Annotated in this window: 15 protein-coding genes; 8 read left to right on the top strand and 7 right to left on the bottom strand. The window is 71.2% G+C overall.

Translation table 11 applies throughout. The features are described 5' to 3' along the window. The first annotated feature begins 4 nt into the window (after positions 1-4). Both ABD946_RS21760 and ABD946_RS21755 read left to right on the top strand, forming a co-directional pair. Positions 5-931 carry a YihY/virulence factor BrkB family protein gene (locus ABD946_RS21760; protein WP_345286058.1) on the top strand — a complete coding sequence of 309 codons (927 nt, stop codon included), beginning with the start codon at positions 5-7 and terminating at the stop codon, positions 929-931. A 172-nt stretch (positions 932-1,103) separates the two neighbouring features. Beyond that, on the top strand, positions 1,104-1,931 hold the full coding sequence (locus tag ABD946_RS21755) for a class I SAM-dependent methyltransferase (protein ID WP_345286345.1): 828 nt from the start codon (positions 1,104-1,106) through the stop codon (positions 1,929-1,931). On the opposite strand, the gene ABD946_RS21750 is transcribed toward ABD946_RS21755, so the two are convergent. After that, positions 1,900-3,069 (bottom strand): D-alanyl-D-alanine carboxypeptidase family protein, encoded by a 1,170-nt coding sequence (locus ABD946_RS21750; protein ID WP_345286056.1) that lies wholly within the window; start codon positions 3,067-3,069, stop codon positions 1,900-1,902. The two genes, ABD946_RS21755 and ABD946_RS21750, sit on opposite strands and share 32 nt — an antisense overlap. Positions 3,070-3,201: 132 nt before the next feature. Here ABD946_RS21750 and ABD946_RS21745 point away from each other — a divergent pair, with 132 nt between their 5' ends. Together ABD946_RS21745 and ABD946_RS21740 are read left to right on the top strand one after the other, a co-directional pair. Next, entirely contained in the window at positions 3,202-3,447 is a 246-nt protein-coding gene (locus ABD946_RS21745; protein ID WP_345286054.1) for an SCO4848 family membrane protein, read from the top strand. Positions 3,448-3,534: 87 nt separating this feature from the next. Next, entirely contained in the window at positions 3,535-4,995 is a 1,461-nt protein-coding gene (locus ABD946_RS21740) for a hypothetical protein (protein WP_345286052.1), read from the top strand. A 65-nt stretch (positions 4,996-5,060) separates the two neighbouring features. On the opposite strand, the gene ABD946_RS21735 is transcribed toward ABD946_RS21740, so the two are convergent. From ABD946_RS21735 to ABD946_RS21710, 6 genes are all read right to left on the bottom strand, one after another. Further along, on the bottom strand, positions 5,061-5,834 hold the full coding sequence (locus tag ABD946_RS21735; protein WP_345286050.1) for a succinate dehydrogenase iron-sulfur subunit: 774 nt from the start codon (positions 5,832-5,834) through the stop codon (positions 5,061-5,063). Continuing rightward, positions 5,834-7,576 (bottom strand): succinate dehydrogenase flavoprotein subunit, encoded by a 1,743-nt coding sequence (gene sdhA / locus ABD946_RS21730; RefSeq protein WP_345286048.1) that lies wholly within the window; start codon positions 7,574-7,576, stop codon positions 5,834-5,836. Before sdhA ends, ABD946_RS21735 begins: the two co-directional genes overlap by 1 nt. Before the next feature lie 28 nt (positions 7,577-7,604). Next, positions 7,605-8,093, bottom strand: coding sequence for a succinate dehydrogenase, hydrophobic membrane anchor protein (gene sdhD / locus ABD946_RS21725; protein ID WP_345286045.1), 489 nt, complete (start codon positions 8,091-8,093; stop codon positions 7,605-7,607). A gap of 6 nt (positions 8,094-8,099) precedes the next feature. Beyond that, positions 8,100-8,480: a succinate dehydrogenase, cytochrome b556 subunit gene (gene sdhC, locus ABD946_RS21720; protein WP_345286043.1), complete on the bottom strand. Its 381-nt coding sequence runs from the start codon at positions 8,478-8,480 to the stop codon at positions 8,100-8,102. A gap of 247 nt (positions 8,481-8,727) precedes the next feature. Beyond that, the gene (locus ABD946_RS21715) at positions 8,728-9,210 is read right to left on the bottom strand and encodes a 2-oxo-4-hydroxy-4-carboxy-5-ureidoimidazoline decarboxylase (RefSeq protein ID WP_345286041.1); all 483 of its coding nucleotides are present in this window, start codon (positions 9,208-9,210) and stop codon (positions 8,728-8,730) included. Positions 9,211-9,533: 323 nt separating this feature from the next. After that, positions 9,534-10,277: an SDR family oxidoreductase gene (locus ABD946_RS21710; RefSeq protein WP_345286039.1), complete on the bottom strand. Its 744-nt coding sequence runs from the start codon at positions 10,275-10,277 to the stop codon at positions 9,534-9,536. A gap of 213 nt (positions 10,278-10,490) precedes the next feature. Between ABD946_RS21710 and ABD946_RS21705 the strand changes: the two genes are divergently transcribed. From ABD946_RS21705 to ABD946_RS21690, 4 genes are all read left to right on the top strand, one after another. Then, positions 10,491-12,074 (top strand): acyl-CoA mutase large subunit family protein, encoded by a 1,584-nt coding sequence (locus ABD946_RS21705; RefSeq protein WP_345286037.1) that lies wholly within the window; start codon positions 10,491-10,493, stop codon positions 12,072-12,074. 207 nt (positions 12,075-12,281) lie between these two features. Further along, positions 12,282-13,532: an amidohydrolase gene (locus ABD946_RS21700; protein WP_380150569.1), complete on the top strand. Its 1,251-nt coding sequence runs from the start codon at positions 12,282-12,284 to the stop codon at positions 13,530-13,532. A gap of 220 nt (positions 13,533-13,752) precedes the next feature. After that, positions 13,753-14,814: a BMP family lipoprotein gene (locus tag ABD946_RS21695; RefSeq protein ID WP_345286035.1), complete on the top strand. Its 1,062-nt coding sequence runs from the start codon at positions 13,753-13,755 to the stop codon at positions 14,812-14,814. Positions 14,815-15,005: 191 nt separating this feature from the next. Next, on the top strand, positions 15,006-15,404 hold a 399-nt coding region (locus ABD946_RS21690; RefSeq protein ID WP_345286341.1), incomplete at its 3' end, for an ATP-binding cassette domain-containing protein.

The raw sequence follows: 15,404 nt of genomic DNA, 5'->3' as shown, positions 1-15,404 counted from the left end.
CGGCGTGGACTTCCTGACCAGACTCCCGGTGGTCGGCCCGCTGGTGGCCCGGGTGCTGCGCAGCCGCCCCTGGCTGGCGTACGCGCACATGAACGAGGTGCAGGGCAACCGGCTGGCCGGGGCCGTCACCTTCTTCGGCTTCCTGGCCCTCTTCCCGCTGCTCACGGTGGCCTTCGCGATCGCGGTGAAGACCCTCTCGGACAGCCGGGTGCGGCAGCTCCAGGACGACATCGCCGAGCAGCTGCCCGGCCTCTCCGACGCGCTGGACCTGCCCGCCCTGGTGGCCAACGCCAACGCCGTCGGGGTGATCAGCGGGGTGCTGCTGCTGATCTCCGGCCTCGGCTGGGTGGAGACCATGCGCGGCTCCGTCCGGGAGATCTGGCGGCTGCCCCAGGAGGACGGCAACCCGGTGCTGCGCAAGCTCTGGGACTGCGCCGTGCTGCTCGGCCTCGGTCTGGTGACGGCCGTCTCCTTGGGTGCCTCGGCGGTGGCCACCACGCTGGCCCGGCGGGCCGCCGACTGGCTCGAACTGGACGGCGTGGGCTGGCTGTTGACGGCGGTCGGGTTCGTGATCGCGGTCGGCGCCGACTTCGTCCTGTTCAGCTACCTGCTCGGACCCTTCCCCCGGATCACCGACCACCTGGAGCGGCGGGCCCTGGTCACCGGGGCGCTGATCGGCGCGGTCGGGTTCGAGCTGCTCAAGCTGCTGCTCTCGTCCTACCTCGGCTCGGTGGCCGGCAAGAGCCTGTACGGGGCCTTCGGCGTGCCGGTCGCCCTGCTGCTCTGGATCAACTTCGTCTCCCGGCTGCTGATGTACTGCGCCTCCTGGACGGCGCTGGCCGACCCGGAGGCGGCCCGGGCCCGGACCAGGGAGCGGGCCCGGGCCCTGCTGGAGTCGGCCGAGCCGGCCCCGGCCGCCGAAACCCCCTGAACGCCCCCTGCCGGAACCGCCGGGATGTGGCTAGGATCACCGCCACGCTCGCCCTGCCACCACGTGGGCGAGAACCACCTGCAGCGGAACCCCCGTCCGCGGCAACCCCCTGGAGACCCCCGTGATCAGCGCCGATCCAAGCTCCACCACCCGTGCCGACGACCCGGCCGACCTGCCCGGACTCCCCCCGCCACCCACCCGTCTGGAGGACGTGCCCGGCTGGTTCTGGCACGCCGACCAGCAGCTGTTCGGCTGGCTGCTGGAGCGTCAGACCGCCTCCGGCCTCAAGGGCGACCTGCTGGAGCTCGGCAGCTACCTGGGCCGCAGCGCGATCCTGATGGGTCGTTACCTGCAGTCGGGTGAGCGGTTCACGGTCTGTGACCTGTTCGACTCCGAGGCTCCGGACGAGGACAACACGGCCGAGATGGCGATGTCGTACCGGAAGACCCTGACCCGTCGGGCGTTCGAGGTCAACTACCTGGCCTTCCACGAGGAGCTGCCGGAGGTGGTGCAGGCGCCGACCTCGGTGCTGGCCGACGGCCGGATCCCGGCGGGGAGCTGCCGCTTCGTCCACGTGGACGCCTCGCACCTGTACGAGCACGTGGCCGGTGACATCCAGGTGGCCAGGGCCGCGCTCGCCCCCGACGGCCTGGTGGTGCTGGACGACTACCGCTCGCCGCACACCCCGGGCGTCTCGGCGGCGGTCTGGGAGGCGGTCTACGTGCACGGCCTCAAGCCGGTCTGCCTGACCCCGGAGAAGTTCTACGGCACCTGGGGCGACCAGGCGGCGCTCACCGCGACGCTGCTGGAACGCGACTGGCGGGCCGAGGGCTTCCGCCTCGACGAGGAGCACATCAACGGCCTCGTGGTGCACCGGCTCGCCTGGGACGACGCCCCGACCGCGGCGTCGGCCGGCGGCCGGCGCTCCACCGCCCGGCGGTTGGCGCTCGACCTGCTCCCGCCGATGGTCACCCGCGCCGTCCGGCGCGCGCTGCACTGACCCGCCGGCACCACCACCAACCGGCCCCCGCCGCCCCGGCGAGCACCACCAAGCCGGCGGTCACCCACCCGGGGCCCCCGCCCGACCCGGCGGGGGCCCCGGCCCGCTCCACCGGCGCGGGCTGCGGCGGCTGGTCCGGCCCCTGCGCCGCGGCCGGCCCCGCCGCCGCCCCGCCGCCGACCAGCTGCCCGACCGGCGTCACCTTCCCGGCGGCCGCGAAGCCCCAGTCGAGCAGCGCGGCGGTCTCCTCGTACACCCGCTGGTAGTCGGCCGGGTGCATCACCGTCACCAGCAGGGTCCGGCCGCCGCGTTCGGCGGCGCCGGTGAAGGTGGCGCCGGCGTTGGTGGTGTAGCCGTTCTTCACCCCGAACAGGCCCGGGTACTTGCCCAGCAGCCGGTCGGTGTTGGCGATCCCGAAGGAGCCGCGCTGCCCGGTCGCCTTGTCCACCGCGCCGGGGAACTGGGCGTCCCGGGTGGAGCAGTACGCCCGGAACTCCGGATTGCGCAGCCCCGCGCGGGCGAACAGGGTCAGGTCGTAGGCCGAGGAGAGCTGGCCGTCCATGTCGTAGCCGTCCGGCGTGACCACCGAGGTGTCCAGCGCCTGCAGCTCCTTCGCCCGGGCCCGCATCTGGTCCACCGTCACCTCGATGCCGCCGTTCATGTGCGCCAGCACCCGCACCGCGTCGTTGCCGGAGCTCAGGAAGACCCCGCGCCAGAGGTCCTCCACCCGGTAGTCGAGGTTCTCCTTGATCCCCACCAGGCTGCTGCCGTGGCCCGAGCCCAGCAGCTCGGCGTCGGTGACCCGGTGCACGGCGTTGCGGTCCAGCTTCGGCAGCACCGTGTCGGCGAACAGCATCTTCAGGGTGGAGGCCGGGGGCAGCCGCCAGTGCGGGTTGTTCGAGGCCAGCACCTCACCGCTGCCGGCGTCCGCCACCAGCCAGGACTGCCCGGTCAGCCCGGTCGGCAGGGCCGGCGCCCCGGCCTGCGGCGCGACCTGCACGCCCGTGCGCCCGAGCAGCTCCCCACCCACCGCGGACATCCCCGGCGGCGGCTCCTGCCAGGGCAGTGCGGCGGTGCAGCAGAGCGCGGCGAGGGCCAGCGCGGCCAGGCGGTACGTGGACTGACGGACGTTCGGCACCCGCGGAACGTACCCGCCCCGGCCCCCCTCCGGCCCACCACGCCGTCCGCCTCCCCCGAACGGGCACCCGGCGCTGGGCCGTCCGGCCCACTCCGCATACTGGATGCGACCCCCCGAAAGGACGCCCCCGTCATGAAGCTCGGCCGCCTCGCCTCCTGGTTCCTCACCGCCTTCGGCGTCTGGTCCCTGTTCATCTGGACCACCTTCGTCAAGAACCTCTGGAAGGACTCCGGCGGCCAGGCCTTCGTCAACGGCGACCACTCCCAGCCCACCGCCTTCTTCTGGGTCCACCTCCTGCTCGCCGTCACCTCCCTCCTCCTCGGCCTCGCCATCGGCACCCTCGGCGTCCGCAGCCTCCGCGCCCTGCGCCGGGGGTAATTGCTTTGCCGCTGTCGTAGGCCACTGCCAGGATCTCCGCCGGGTGCGCGCACGACGCACCCCGCCGCTTCCGGGGGGATCCTCAGCATGTCCATTTCCCGACGGACCCTTGCCGTCGCCACCGTCCTGGCCGCCGCCTTCCCGGCCCCGGCCGCGGTGGCCGCCGACCACGACACCGTCACCGCCGCCTGCACCGCCGACCGGCTCAACTCGCCCACCCCGACCCTGACCGGCACCACCACCGGCACGGCCGCCCGCTTCGGCCTGTGGGACGTGACGACCGACCGGAAGCTGGTGGACCGTCAGATCGACGCCACCGACGGCAAGCTGGCCGTCACCACCGACGCACTCACCGACGGGCACCGCTACGAGTGGCGCTTCTGGCCGCAGGGCGGCGGCAAGCCCACCGCCAAGTGCGCCTTCGGCGTCGACACCACCCCGCCCGGCACCCCGACGGTGAGCTCCACCGACTTCCCGGCCTCCGGGAGCGGGCAGACGGCGCAGAAGTACGCCGGCCAGTACGGCACCTTCACCCTCCGGAGCACGGACGCCGTCTGCTTCCAGTTCACGCTCCGCACGCCGAGCGTCGGGTGGAACTGCCAGAGCCCCGGCGTCAGTGCCGGACCGACCGTCGAGGTCCGGCCGACGCAGTGGGGCACCAACGTGCTCACCGTGCAGGCCATGGACGCGGCGGGCAACGTCTCGCAGTCGGCCACCTACACCTTCTACGCCCCCTCGAACCCGAACCCGGTCAGCGCTCCGGGCGATGTGGACGGCGACGCGGTGGCGGACATCCTGCTGCCGGACACCGCGGGCAACCTCCAGGTGATCAGCACCGCCGGCACCGGCACCACCCCGACCTCGGTCGTCCCCGCCTTCCAGGCCCCGGACGGCCGGGGGTGGGACGGCTTCGAGCTGGTCAGCCGGGGCTACGACAACCACGAGCCGGTGGCCGACCTGCTGGCCACCGGCAGGGGCGGTTCCTACCTCGGTGTCTACCGCAACACGGACTTCGGCGAGTTCGCGCAGGGCGCCACGCTGATCACCGGTACCCGTCCGGCGGTCCGCCCCGAGGGCGTCGCGGCGGACTGGAGCGCCACCACCCAGCTGATCGGTCTCGGCAAGCTCGGTGCCCGCACCAGTTCCTCGCTGCTCGCGGTGGAGGGCGACGACCTGGTGCTGTTGACCGACCCGGGCATCATGTACCGCTACCGCACCGTCAAGAAGCTGAGCAGTGGCGGTGCCTGGGCCGGCCGGCAGCTGATCGAGGGCGCCACCGCGGCCGACGGTTCGCTGACGCTGCGGGCCCGGGAGCTGAGCACCGGTCAGCTCCGCGCGTACGCGGTGCCGAAGGCGGCCGACGGGACGTACGACTTCTCGGCCCTCGCCGACCCGGCGAACGGCACGGTGGTCGGCTCCTTCCCGGTCGCGCAGTACCCGACCCTGGAGAGCACGGCGGACGGCAACCTCTACGCCGTCACCGCCGACCGCCACCTGCTGGTGTTCGACGGCACCACCGCCCCCAGGGACCGCGGCCTGCTGAAGTAGGCGGAATCACGCCTGAGGGCCCGCCCGGAAAACCGGACGGGCCCTCAGGCGTAGGCGGGCGGAGCCTAGAAGCGGCGGGTGACCAGCGCCCGCTTCACTTCCTGGATCGCCTTGGTGACCTCGATGCCACGGGGGCAGGCCTCGGAGCAGTTGAAGGTGGTGCGGCAGCGCCACACGCCCTCACGGTCGTTGAGGATCTCCAGGCGCTGCTCGGCACCCTCGTCGCGCGAGTCGAAGATGAAGCGGTGCGCGTTGACGATGGCGGCCGGGCCGAAGTACTGGCCGTCGTTCCAGAAGACCGGGCAGGACGAGGTGCACGCGGCGCACAGGATGCACTTGGTGGTGTCGTCGAAGCGCTCGCGGTCCTCGGCGGACTGCAGGCGCTCCCGGGTCGGGTCGTTCCCCTTGGTGATGAGGAACGGCATGACGTCCTTGTACGCCTGGAAGAACGGGTCCATGTCCACGATGAGGTCCTTGAGGACCGCGAGGCCCTTGATGGCCTCGATCGTGATCGGCTTCTCCGGGTTGACGTCCTTGATCAGGGTCTTGCACGCCAGCCGGTTGCGGCCGTTGATCCGCATGGCGTCGGAGCCGCAGATGCCGTGCGCGCAGGAACGGCGGTAGGTGAGGGTGCCGTCCTGCTCCCACTTGACCTTGTTGAGGGCGTCCAGGACGCGCTCCTTCGGGTCCATCTCCAGCTGGTAGTCGACCCACACCGGGTCCGGCAGCTCCTCCGGGTTGAACCGGCGGATCCGCAGGGTGACGGTGATCAGCTTGGTGCCGCCGGCCTCGGCCGCGTCCAGGGCGGCGGAGTGCTTCTCCACGGTCGGAGTGCTCATCAGTACTTACGCTCCATCGGCTGGTAGCGGGTCGTGACGACCGGCTTGTAGTCCAGGCGGATCGAGGTGCTGCCGTCAGCGGCGACCTCGCGGTAGGCCATGGTGTGCTGCATGAACTTCTCGTCGTCGCGGGTCGGGAAGTCCTCGCGGTAGTGACCGCCGCGGGACTCCTCGCGGGCCAGCGCGGAGACGGCCAGCACCTCGGCCAGGTCGAGCAGGTTGCCCAGCTCGATGGCCTCCAGGAGGTCGGTGTTGTACCGCATGCCCTTGTCCTGGATGGCGACGTGCTTGAAGCGCTCGCGCAGCGCGGCGACGTCGGCCACGGCCTGCTTCAGGGTCTCGCCGGTGCGGTAGACCATGGCGTTGGTGTCCATGGTCTCCTGCAGCTCCTTGCGGATCTGCGCGACCGACTCGGTGCCCTCGGACTCGCGGAGCTGGTCGACCATGTCCTGGACGAACTGGCCCGGGTTCTCCGGGAGCTCGACGTAGTCGTGGTTCGAGGCGTACTCGGCGGCGGCGATGCCCGCGCGGCGGCCGAACACGTTGATGTCCAGCAGCGAGTTGGTGCCCAGGCGGTTGGCGCCGTGCACCGAGACGCAGGCGACCTCGCCGGCGGCGTAGAGGCCGGGGACGACGTCGGTGTTGTTCGACAGCACCTCGCCCTCGACGTTGGTCGGGATGCCGCCCATGGCGTAGTGCGCGGTGGGCTGGATCGGGATCGGGTCCGTGTAGGGCTCGATGCCGAGGTAGGTCCGCGCGAACTCGGTGATGTCCGGGAGCTTGGCGTCCAGCTGCTCCGGCGGAAGGTGCGTCAGGTCCAGGTAGACGTGGTCGCCGTCGGGGCCGCAGCCGCGGCCCTCGCGGATCTCGGTGTAGATCGCGCGCGAGCAGACGTCACGGGACGCGAGGTCCTTCATGACCGGGGCGTAGCGCTCCATGAAGCGCTCGCCGTCCTTGTTGCGGAGGATGCCGCCCTCGCCGCGGGCGCCCTCGGTGAGCAGGATGCCCATCCGCCAGATGCCGGTCGGGTGGAACTGGAAGAACTCCATGTCCTCCAGCGGCAGGCCCCGGCGCCACGCGACGGCCTGGCCGTCACCGGTCAGGGTGTGCGCGTTCGAGGTGACCTTGAACATCTTGCCGGTGCCGCCGGAGGCGAACACCACGGCCTTGGCCTGGAAGACGTGGATCTCGCCGGTGGCCAGCTCGTAGGCGACCACGCCGGAGGTCTTGCCGTCGACGATCAGCAGGTCGAGGACGTAGAACTCGTTGAAGAACTCGACGCCGTGCTTGACGCAGTTCTGGAACAGCGTCTGGAGGATCATGTGACCGGTGCGGTCGGCCGCGTAGCAGGAGCGGCGGACGGGCGCCTCACCGTGGTTGCGGGAGTGACCGCCGAAGCGGCGCTGGTCGATCCGGCCCTGCTCGGTGCGGGAGAAGGGGAGGCCCATCTTCTCCAGGTCGAGGACGGCGTCGATGGCCTCCTTGCACATGATCTCGGCGGCGTCCTGGTCGACCAGGTAGTCACCACCCTTGACCGTGTCGAAGGTGTGCCACTCCCAGTTGTCCTCCTCGACGTTGGCGAGGGCGGCGCACATGCCGCCCTGGGCCGCGCCGGTGTGGGACCGGGTGGGGTAGAGCTTGGTCAGCACCGCGGTGCGGCTGCGCTGGGTCGACTCGATGGCCGCGCGCATGCCCGCGCCACCGGCGCCGACGATGACGGTGTCGTACTTGTGAATCTGCATCAGGTCTTCGTCGCCTCTGGCCGGCCGATTAGATGTTCGGGTCGAAGGTGAAGATCACCAGGGTGCCGAGCAGGACCGTGAACACGGTCGCGGCGCCCATCAGCGTCTTCAGCCACAGCCTGGTGGAGTCCTTCTCCGCGTAGTCGTTGATGACCGTGCGCATGCCGTTGCTGCCGTGCAGCATGGCGAGCCAGAGCATCAACAGGTCCCAGCCCTGCCAGAACGGCGAGGCCCAGCGGCCGGCGACGAAGGCGAAGTTGATCTTCGAAACGCCGCCGTCGAGCACCAGCATGATCAGCAGGTGACCGAGGATCAGGACGACCAGCAGGACACCCGACAGGCGCATGAACAGCCAGGCGAGCATCTCGAAGTTGGTGCGGGTACGCCGAGGGGTCTTCTTGGTACGCGCACGGGCGGGCTCGACGACGAAGGCGTCGGCCGGGTTGCCGGTGCCCAGGCCCTGGCCGGTGTGGGCCTGGAGCGAGGGGACCACCAGGGTCTCGTTGGTCTCAGCCATCGCCGATCACTTCCCGAACCAGGAGAGGAGGGTGTGCTCGAGGATGCGGTAGAACGACGCCGCCAGGAGCACGACCCAGACGCCGACCACGGTCCAGAGCATCTGCTTCTGGTACTTGGGGCCCTTGGACCAGAAGTCCACCGCGACGACCCGGAGACCGTTCAGCGCGTGGAACAGGATGGCGGCCGTCAGGCCGTACTCCATCAGGTTGACCAACGGGGTCTTGTAGGTCGCGATGACGGTGTCGTACGACTCGGGCGACACCCGAACCAACGCGGTGTCGAGGACATGGGCGAACAGGAAGAAGAAGATGAGGACGCCGGTGACTCGATGAGCCACCCAGCTCCACATGCCTTCCCGGCCGCGGTACAGCGTTCCAGCCGGCACGGAAAAACCCTCCGGAAGCGGATCGGGGGCTCGGCCGGCTTCGGTGTCGGTCAGCCCGGCCGGTACGGTCCTCCGGCCGCCAGCATCCTATCGACGCCGTGCGGTGAACCGCCTCCGGGGGTGTCAGGTGTGATCCATCAGGCACGCACGGCCTAATCCGGCCTACTCCCGACGGCCCTGTCCGAGCGCCGCGGGCCCGCCCCGGGAGTGTCGCGGGGCGGGCCCGCGGGCCGGTGTTGACGGCGGCTCAGGCGCCGACCAGGTGCTCCAGCCGGGTCAGAGCGATCCGTCGGAGCTCCTCGGCGGCGACCAGGCGCTCCTCGTCCGGCTCGTTGGCGAGCCTGGTGCGGACGGAGGTGAGGACGGTGTCGAGCATCTCCTCGGGGTCGATGCCGTCCAGGCAGACCACGAAGACGTGGCCGTACCGGGCCTCGTACGCGGCGTGCGCGGCCCGCAGGGCGGTGTGCGCCGCCTGGCTCCCGGGGGCCCGCATGCCGAGCAGGGGCTGCGGCATCCAGCTCTCGTCGGCGAGGGCCTCGGCGAGGTCGGCCGGACGCAGGTCGTAGGAGGCCTCGCTGGCGGCGGCCAGCAGGGACTCTATGTCGGGGTACGGGCGGTGGGCGGTGAGCCGCAGTGCCCAGCGGTGGCTTCCGCAACAGGCCAGCAGGGCCTCCTCGGCTGCGCCGGGGTCGGCCTCGTTGAAGCGGTGAAGCCCGAGCAGGGACGGCACCAGCAGCGGCTCGTCGAGCTGCTGCGGCGGGATGTCGCTGGCCAGCGGGTCCTCCTCGTGAGGGCGGGAAGGGGGGATGCTCCAGAGACGAAACGTAGGTGCTCAGCGGCCCTTGACAGGACCGGACTGCCGGGCCGGAGGGCTGGCGTCCCGTGGACCGCCCGGGCAGCGGCACCACGGTAGTTGAGGGTTCGTCAGTTGAGGAGAGGTCGCGTCGAATTCACTCGATCGAGCTATCAAGTCGTAACGTTGTCATGCTCGTTGAGGGGAGCCGCCGGCGCCCGCCCGGCGCCGGCGGCCCCCCTGAGCAGGCCGTCCGCGGTTCAGGACGTCCGGTGCACCTTGTGGTTGGCCGCCTGGGCGCGGGGCCGGACCACCAGCAGGTCGATGTTGACGTGCGAGGGGCGGGTGACCGCCCAGGACACGGTGTCGGCGATGTCCTCGGAGGTGAGCGGTTCCGCCACGCCGGCGTACACCGCCGCCGCCTTGGACTCGTCGCCCCGGAAGCGGGTGACCGCGAAGCCCTCGGACTTCACCATGCCGGGGGCGATCTCGATCACCCGGATCGGCTCGCCGTTCAGCTCCAGCCGCAGGGTCGCGGCGATGGTGTGCGCGGCGTGCTTGGCGGCCACGTAGCCGCCGCCGCCCTCGTACGCGGTCAGCGCGGCGGTCGAGCTGAGCACCAGCACCGTGCCGTCGCCGCTCGCCCGCAGCGCGGGCAGCAGCGCCTGGGTCACGTGCAGCACGCCGAGCACGTTCACCTCGTACATGGCCAGCCAGTCGGCCGGGTCGCCGGCCTCCACCGTCTCGGCGCCGATCGCGCCGCCCGCGTTGTTCACCAGCACGTCCACCGGGCCGACCTCGGCGGCGAAGGCGTCCACCTGCGCCCGGTCGGTCACGTCCACGGTGTACGCGCGGCCGCCGATCTCCTTGGCCAGCGCCTCGATCCGCTCGGTCCGGCGGGCGGTCACCACCACCTCGAAGCCGTCCGCCGCGAGCCGCCGGGCCGTCGCCGCGCCGATGCCGCTGCTGGCGCCGGTGACCACGGCCACCTTCCGTTCGGTCATGTCCCACTCCCTGCTGGTCCGGTCGTCTGCCGGTTCGATCATTCCAAAGGGTGACGGCCCGCCGCTCGGTGGATCAGGGGGTGGATAGGGGGTGCGCCCCCTTGGGGTAGGAGGGGCTGGTGCGCCACGGTTGCACCAGCCCGCGTCCGCACCGCCCGTGTCCGCACCGCCCCGTGTCCGCAGCGCCCGCGTCCCGACCCCCGGAGGTAACCCGTGGCAGACCGTCACACCGAGTCCGGCATCCCGATCCGGCCGGTCTACGGCCCCGAGGCCCTCGACGGGTGGGACCCGCAGGAGCGCCTCGGCGAGCCCGGCCGCTACCCCTTCACCCGCGGCGTCTACCCGACCATGTACACCGGGAAGCCGTGGACCATGCGGCAGTACGCCGGCTTCGGCACCGCCGCCGAGTCCAACGCCCGCTACCGCCAGCTGATCGCCAACGGCACCACCGGCCTCTCGGTCGCCTTCGACCTGCCGACCCAGATGGGCTACGACTCGGACGCCCCGCTCGCGGCCGGCGAGGTCGGCAAGGTGGGCGTGGCGGTCGACTCGGTCGAGGACATGGCGGTGCTGTTCCGCGGCATCCCGCTGGGCGAGGTCTCCACCTCGATGACCATCAACGCCCCCGCCTCCGTGCTCCTGCTGCTCTACCGGCTGGTCGGCGAGAGCCAGGGGGTGGCCCCCGCCGCGCTCACCGGCACGATCCAGAACGACGTGCTGAAGGAGTACATCGCCCGGGGCACCTACATCTTCCCGCCCAAGCCCAGCCTGCGGCTGGTGGCGGACGTGTTCCGCTACTGCCGGGCCGAGGTCCCGCGCTGGAACACCATCTCCATCTCCGGCTACCACATGGCCGAGGCGGGGGCCGATCCCGCGCAGGAGATCGCCTTCACCCTGGCCAACGGGATCGAGTACGTCCGCACCGCGATCGCGGCCGGGATGGAGGTGGACGACTTCGCCCCCCGGCTCTCCTTCTTCTTCGTGGCCCGCACCACGCTGCTGGAGGAGGTGGCCAAGTTCCGCGCCGCGCGCCGGATCTGGGCCCGCGTCATGCGCGAGGAGTTCGGCGCCAGCAACCCCAAGTCGCTGATGCTGCGCTTCCACACCCAGACCGCCGGGGTCCAACTCACCGCCCAGCAGCCGGAGGTGAACCTGGTCCGGGTCTCGGTGCAGGCGCTGGCCGCGGTCTTCGGCGGCACCCAGTCGCTGCACACCAACAGCTTCGACGAGGCCATCGCGCTGCCCACCGAGAAGGCCGCCCGGCTGGCCCTGCGCACCCAGCAGGTCCTGGCGTACGAGAGCGACGTCACGGCCACCGTCGACCCGTTCGCCGGGTCCTACGTGGTGGAGTCGCTGACCGACGAGGTGGAGGCGGCGGCGCTCCAACTGATGGGCCGCATCGAGGACATGGGCGGTGCGGTGGCCGCCATCGAGCGCGGGTTCCAGAAGGGCGAGATCGAGCGCACCGCCTACCGGGTGCAGCAGGAGACCGACGCGGGGGAGCGCACCGTGGTCGGGGTGAACCGCTTCCAGCTGGACGCCGAGGAGCCCTACCAGCCGCTCCGGGTGGACCCGGCGATCGAGGCCGAGCAGGCCGCCCGGCTGGCCAAGCTCCGTGCGGAGCGCGACGGTTTGGCGGTGCAGCGCGGGCTGACGGCACTCCGGAAGGCGGCCGAGGGGACCGGGAACGTGCTGTACCCGATGCGGGAGGCGCTGGCCGCGCGGGCCACCGTCGGAGAGGTGAGCGACGCGCTGCGCGAGGTCTGGGGCACGTACACGCCGTCCGAGCGGTTCTAGCGGGCCGAGGGGACCGAGGGGGCCTGGCGCCTGAGGGTCGGTCAGGCGCCGTGTCCCGTGCCGGGGTCGGTCGTTGCACAGGGCAGTGATCACCGGGAAGGCGGAAACGGTATGTCATACCCACCTGTGCGGCCGGTATGCACCCATCCGGGGACCGATCTGACGGAAGTCGGGCCAAAAGCCGTTCACCGGCCTAGTCTTGTTGAGGTGAACGATCCTCAGCCCGGCGCCCGGGCCACCCTCACGCCTGCCCGTCCCGGCTCCGATCTGCGTGCGCGGGTACGGGCCTACCAGGCGGAGTTGATCGCCTTCCGGCGCGACCTGCACCGGCACCCGGAGCTGGGCCGGCAGGAGTTCCGCACCACCCGGCTGCTCCGCGAGCGGCTGCTCGCCGCCGGGCTGACGCCGAAGGTGCTCCCGGGCGGCACGGGCATGACGGTGGACATCGTGCCGCCGGGCACCAAGTCGGGCACCCCGTTCCTGGCGTTCCGCGCGGACATCGACGCGCTGCCGATCGACGACGCGAAGACCGAGGCCCCGTACCGCTCCACCCTGCCGGGGCGGGCGCACGCCTGCGGCCACGACGTGCACACCTCGGTGGTGCTGGGCACCGCGCTGGTGCTCGCCCAGGCGGCCCGCACCGGTGAGCTGACCCAGCCGGTCCGGCTGGTCTTCCAGCCGGCCGAGGAGGTCATGCCGGGCGGGGCGCTGGACGTGATCGAGGCCGGCGGGATGAAGGACGTCGGGCGGATCTTCGCGGTGCACTGCGACCCCAAGGTCCAGGTCGGCCGGGTCGGGCTCAAGGTCGGGGCGATCACCTCCGCCTGCGACCGGCTCACCCTCCACCTGGACGGCCCCGGCGGTCACACCGCCCGCCCGCACCTGACCACCGACCTGGTCACCGCGGTCGCCCGGCTGGCCGCCGACCTGCCGCCGGCGCTCTCCCGCCGGATGGACCCGCGCTGGGGCGTCAGCCTGGTCTGGGGCCGGATCGCCTCCGGCTCGGCGCCCAACGTCATCCCCCAGCACGCCGAGCTGGAGGGAACCGTCCGCTGCCTGGAGCTGGCCGGCTGGCGCGAGGCCCCCGACGCGCTGGAGGAGCTGACCGGCCGGCTGGCCGAGACCTACCGCGCCAAGTGGACCTTGGACTACCACCGCGGCGTGCCCCCCGTCGTGAACGAGCAGACCTCGATCGCCCAGCTGGAGGCCGCCATGAACGGCCGCTTCGCCGCGGGGAACGGCCCCGTCGTCGAGGACACCGAGCAGAGCCTCGGCGGCGAGGACTTCTCCTGGTACCTCGAGCACGCCCCCGGCGCCCTGGCCCGGCTCGGCGTCCGCGCCCCGCACGAGACCACCGTCCGCGACCTCCACCAGGGCCGCTTCGACGTGGACGAACGCTCCATCGCGGTCGGGGTCGAGCTCTTCTGCGCGCTGGCCCTGGAGTACGGGCGAGTCTGAGACGGGGGTCACCTCGGCGGCGTAGAGTGGCCGCTTCACTACCATCGAGTAGTGACACGAGGGTGCGTCGAGCGTGGTCATTTGTCCGTTTCGTCCGGACATAGGACCACGTTTTGATAACAACCCGAATGCTCGTCGGAGCCGTGACACAACCGTGTTCTACGCGCGTTACGGTGGCGCTCGACCACGCCAAACGGGTGTGTGAGAAGGAGATACTCCCTTGCGCCGTTCCATGAAGCTCGCCGCGGTTGTGCTCACGGGTTCCCTGGGCATCGCCTCGCTCGCCGCTTGCGGCGCAAAGAGCACCGACAACAACACCACCAACAGCGCCGGTGCCGGCACCTCCGGCATCAAGGTCGGCATGGCCTACGACATCGGCGGCCGTGGCGACCAGTCGTTCAACGACTCCGCCGCCCGTGGCCTGGACAAGGCCAAGTCGGACCTCGGCGTCGCGGTCACCGAGGCCGAGGCCAAGACCGGTGAGGCGGAGGCCGACAAGGAGACCCGCCTGAAGAGCCTGGTCTCCTCCGGCTACAACCCGGTCATCGCCGTCGGCTTCGTCTACCAGGCCGCCGTCGAGAAGGTCGCCAAGGACAACCCGAACGTCAAGTTCGCGATCATCGACTCGGGCTCCGCCACCCAGCCGAGCAACGTCACCTCGCTGACCTTCTCCGAGCAGGAGGGCTCCTACCTGGCCGGCGTCGCCGCCGCCTCGAAGAGCCAGGCCAAGCACATCGGCTTCATCGGTGGCGTGCAGTCCGAGCTGATCAAGAAGTTCGAGGCCGGCTACATCGCGGGCGCCAAGTCCGTCACCCCGGACATCAAGGTCGAGACCACCTACCTCACCACCCCGCCGGACTTCTCGGGCTTCAACGACCCGGGCAAGGGCAAGGACGCCGCCCAGGGCCAGCTCGACAAGGGCGCGGACGTCATCTACTCCGCCGCCGGCTCCTCCGGCAACGGCGCCATCGAGGCCGTCTTCAACGCCAAGAAGTGGGCCATCGGCGTCGACTCGGACCAGGCCGCCCAGCCCGCCCTGGCCAAGTACAAGGACCGCATCCTCACCTCGATGGTGAAGAACGTCGACACCGCGGTGTTCTCCTACGTCAAGTCGATCAAGGACGGTTCGCCGCTCACCGGCACCAAGAACTTCGACCTGAAGGAGAAGGGCGTCTCGCTGGCCACCACCGGCGGCTTCATCAACGACATCCAGGCGAAGCTGGACGCGGCCACCGCGCAGATCACCTCGGGTGCCACGAAGATCCCGACCACCGTCGGCTGACACCCCCTCAGCCTGCCGCCGGTCCACGCGTCCGGCGCGCATGATTGAGCATCAGGGTGGGGCCCGGCGGGGCGCGCGAACGCGCTCTGCCGGGCCCCGTCCCGTTCCACCCGCACGTACGCGCGCCCCCGCCCGCGTACGCACGCCATCTCCAGCGCAACGACGCGCCCTGTGACCACCAGGAGATCGCCATCACCGCTTCCGACCCCGCCCCGACCCCCCAGGGCGGCAACCCCAGCGCGGGGACGGCGTCACCGGCCGTCGAACTGCGCGGCATCACCAAGCGCTTCCCGGGCGTCGTGGCCAACCACGACATCGACATCACCGTGGCCCGCGGCACCGTGCACGCCCTGATGGGCGAGAACGGCGCGGGCAAGTCGACCCTGATGAAGATCCTCTACGGCATGCAGAAGCCGGACGAGGGCACCATCGCCATCAACGGCGAGCAGGTCGAGTTCAACACTCCCGGCGACGCCATCGCGCGCGGCATCGGCATGGTCCACCAGCACTTCATGCTGGCCGACAACCTGACGGTGTGGGAGAACGTGGTCCTGGGCGGCGAGAAGCTGCACGGGATAGGAGCCAAGGCC

Source organism: Kitasatospora albolonga (assembly GCF_039535905.1).
GTDB classification, from domain to species: domain Bacteria; phylum Actinomycetota; class Actinomycetes; order Streptomycetales; family Streptomycetaceae; genus Kitasatospora; species Kitasatospora albolonga.
Note: the sequence above shows the minus strand (reverse complement) of the source record. Positions and strands in the feature narration are given on the sequence as shown.

Bases quoted from the DNA above. Each gene is read 5' to 3' on its own strand.
- ABD946_RS21740 (WP_345286052.1), top strand. From the start codon at position 3,535: ATGTCCATTTCCCGACGGACCCTTGCCGTCGCCACCGTCCTGGCCGCC.
- sdhD (WP_345286045.1), bottom strand. From the start codon at position 8,093: ATGGCTGAGACCAACGAGACCCTGGTGGTCCCCTCGCTCCAGGCCCAC.
- ABD946_RS21710 (WP_345286039.1), bottom strand. From the start codon at position 10,277: ATGACCGAACGGAAGGTGGCCGTGGTCACCGGCGCCAGCAGCGGCATC.
- ABD946_RS21745 (WP_345286054.1), top strand. From the start codon at position 3,202: ATGAAGCTCGGCCGCCTCGCCTCCTGGTTCCTCACCGCCTTCGGCGTC.
- ABD946_RS21735 (WP_345286050.1), bottom strand. From the start codon at position 5,834: ATGAGCACTCCGACCGTGGAGAAGCACTCCGCCGCCCTGGACGCGGCC.
- sdhA (WP_345286048.1), bottom strand. From the start codon at position 7,576: ATGCAGATTCACAAGTACGACACCGTCATCGTCGGCGCCGGTGGCGCG.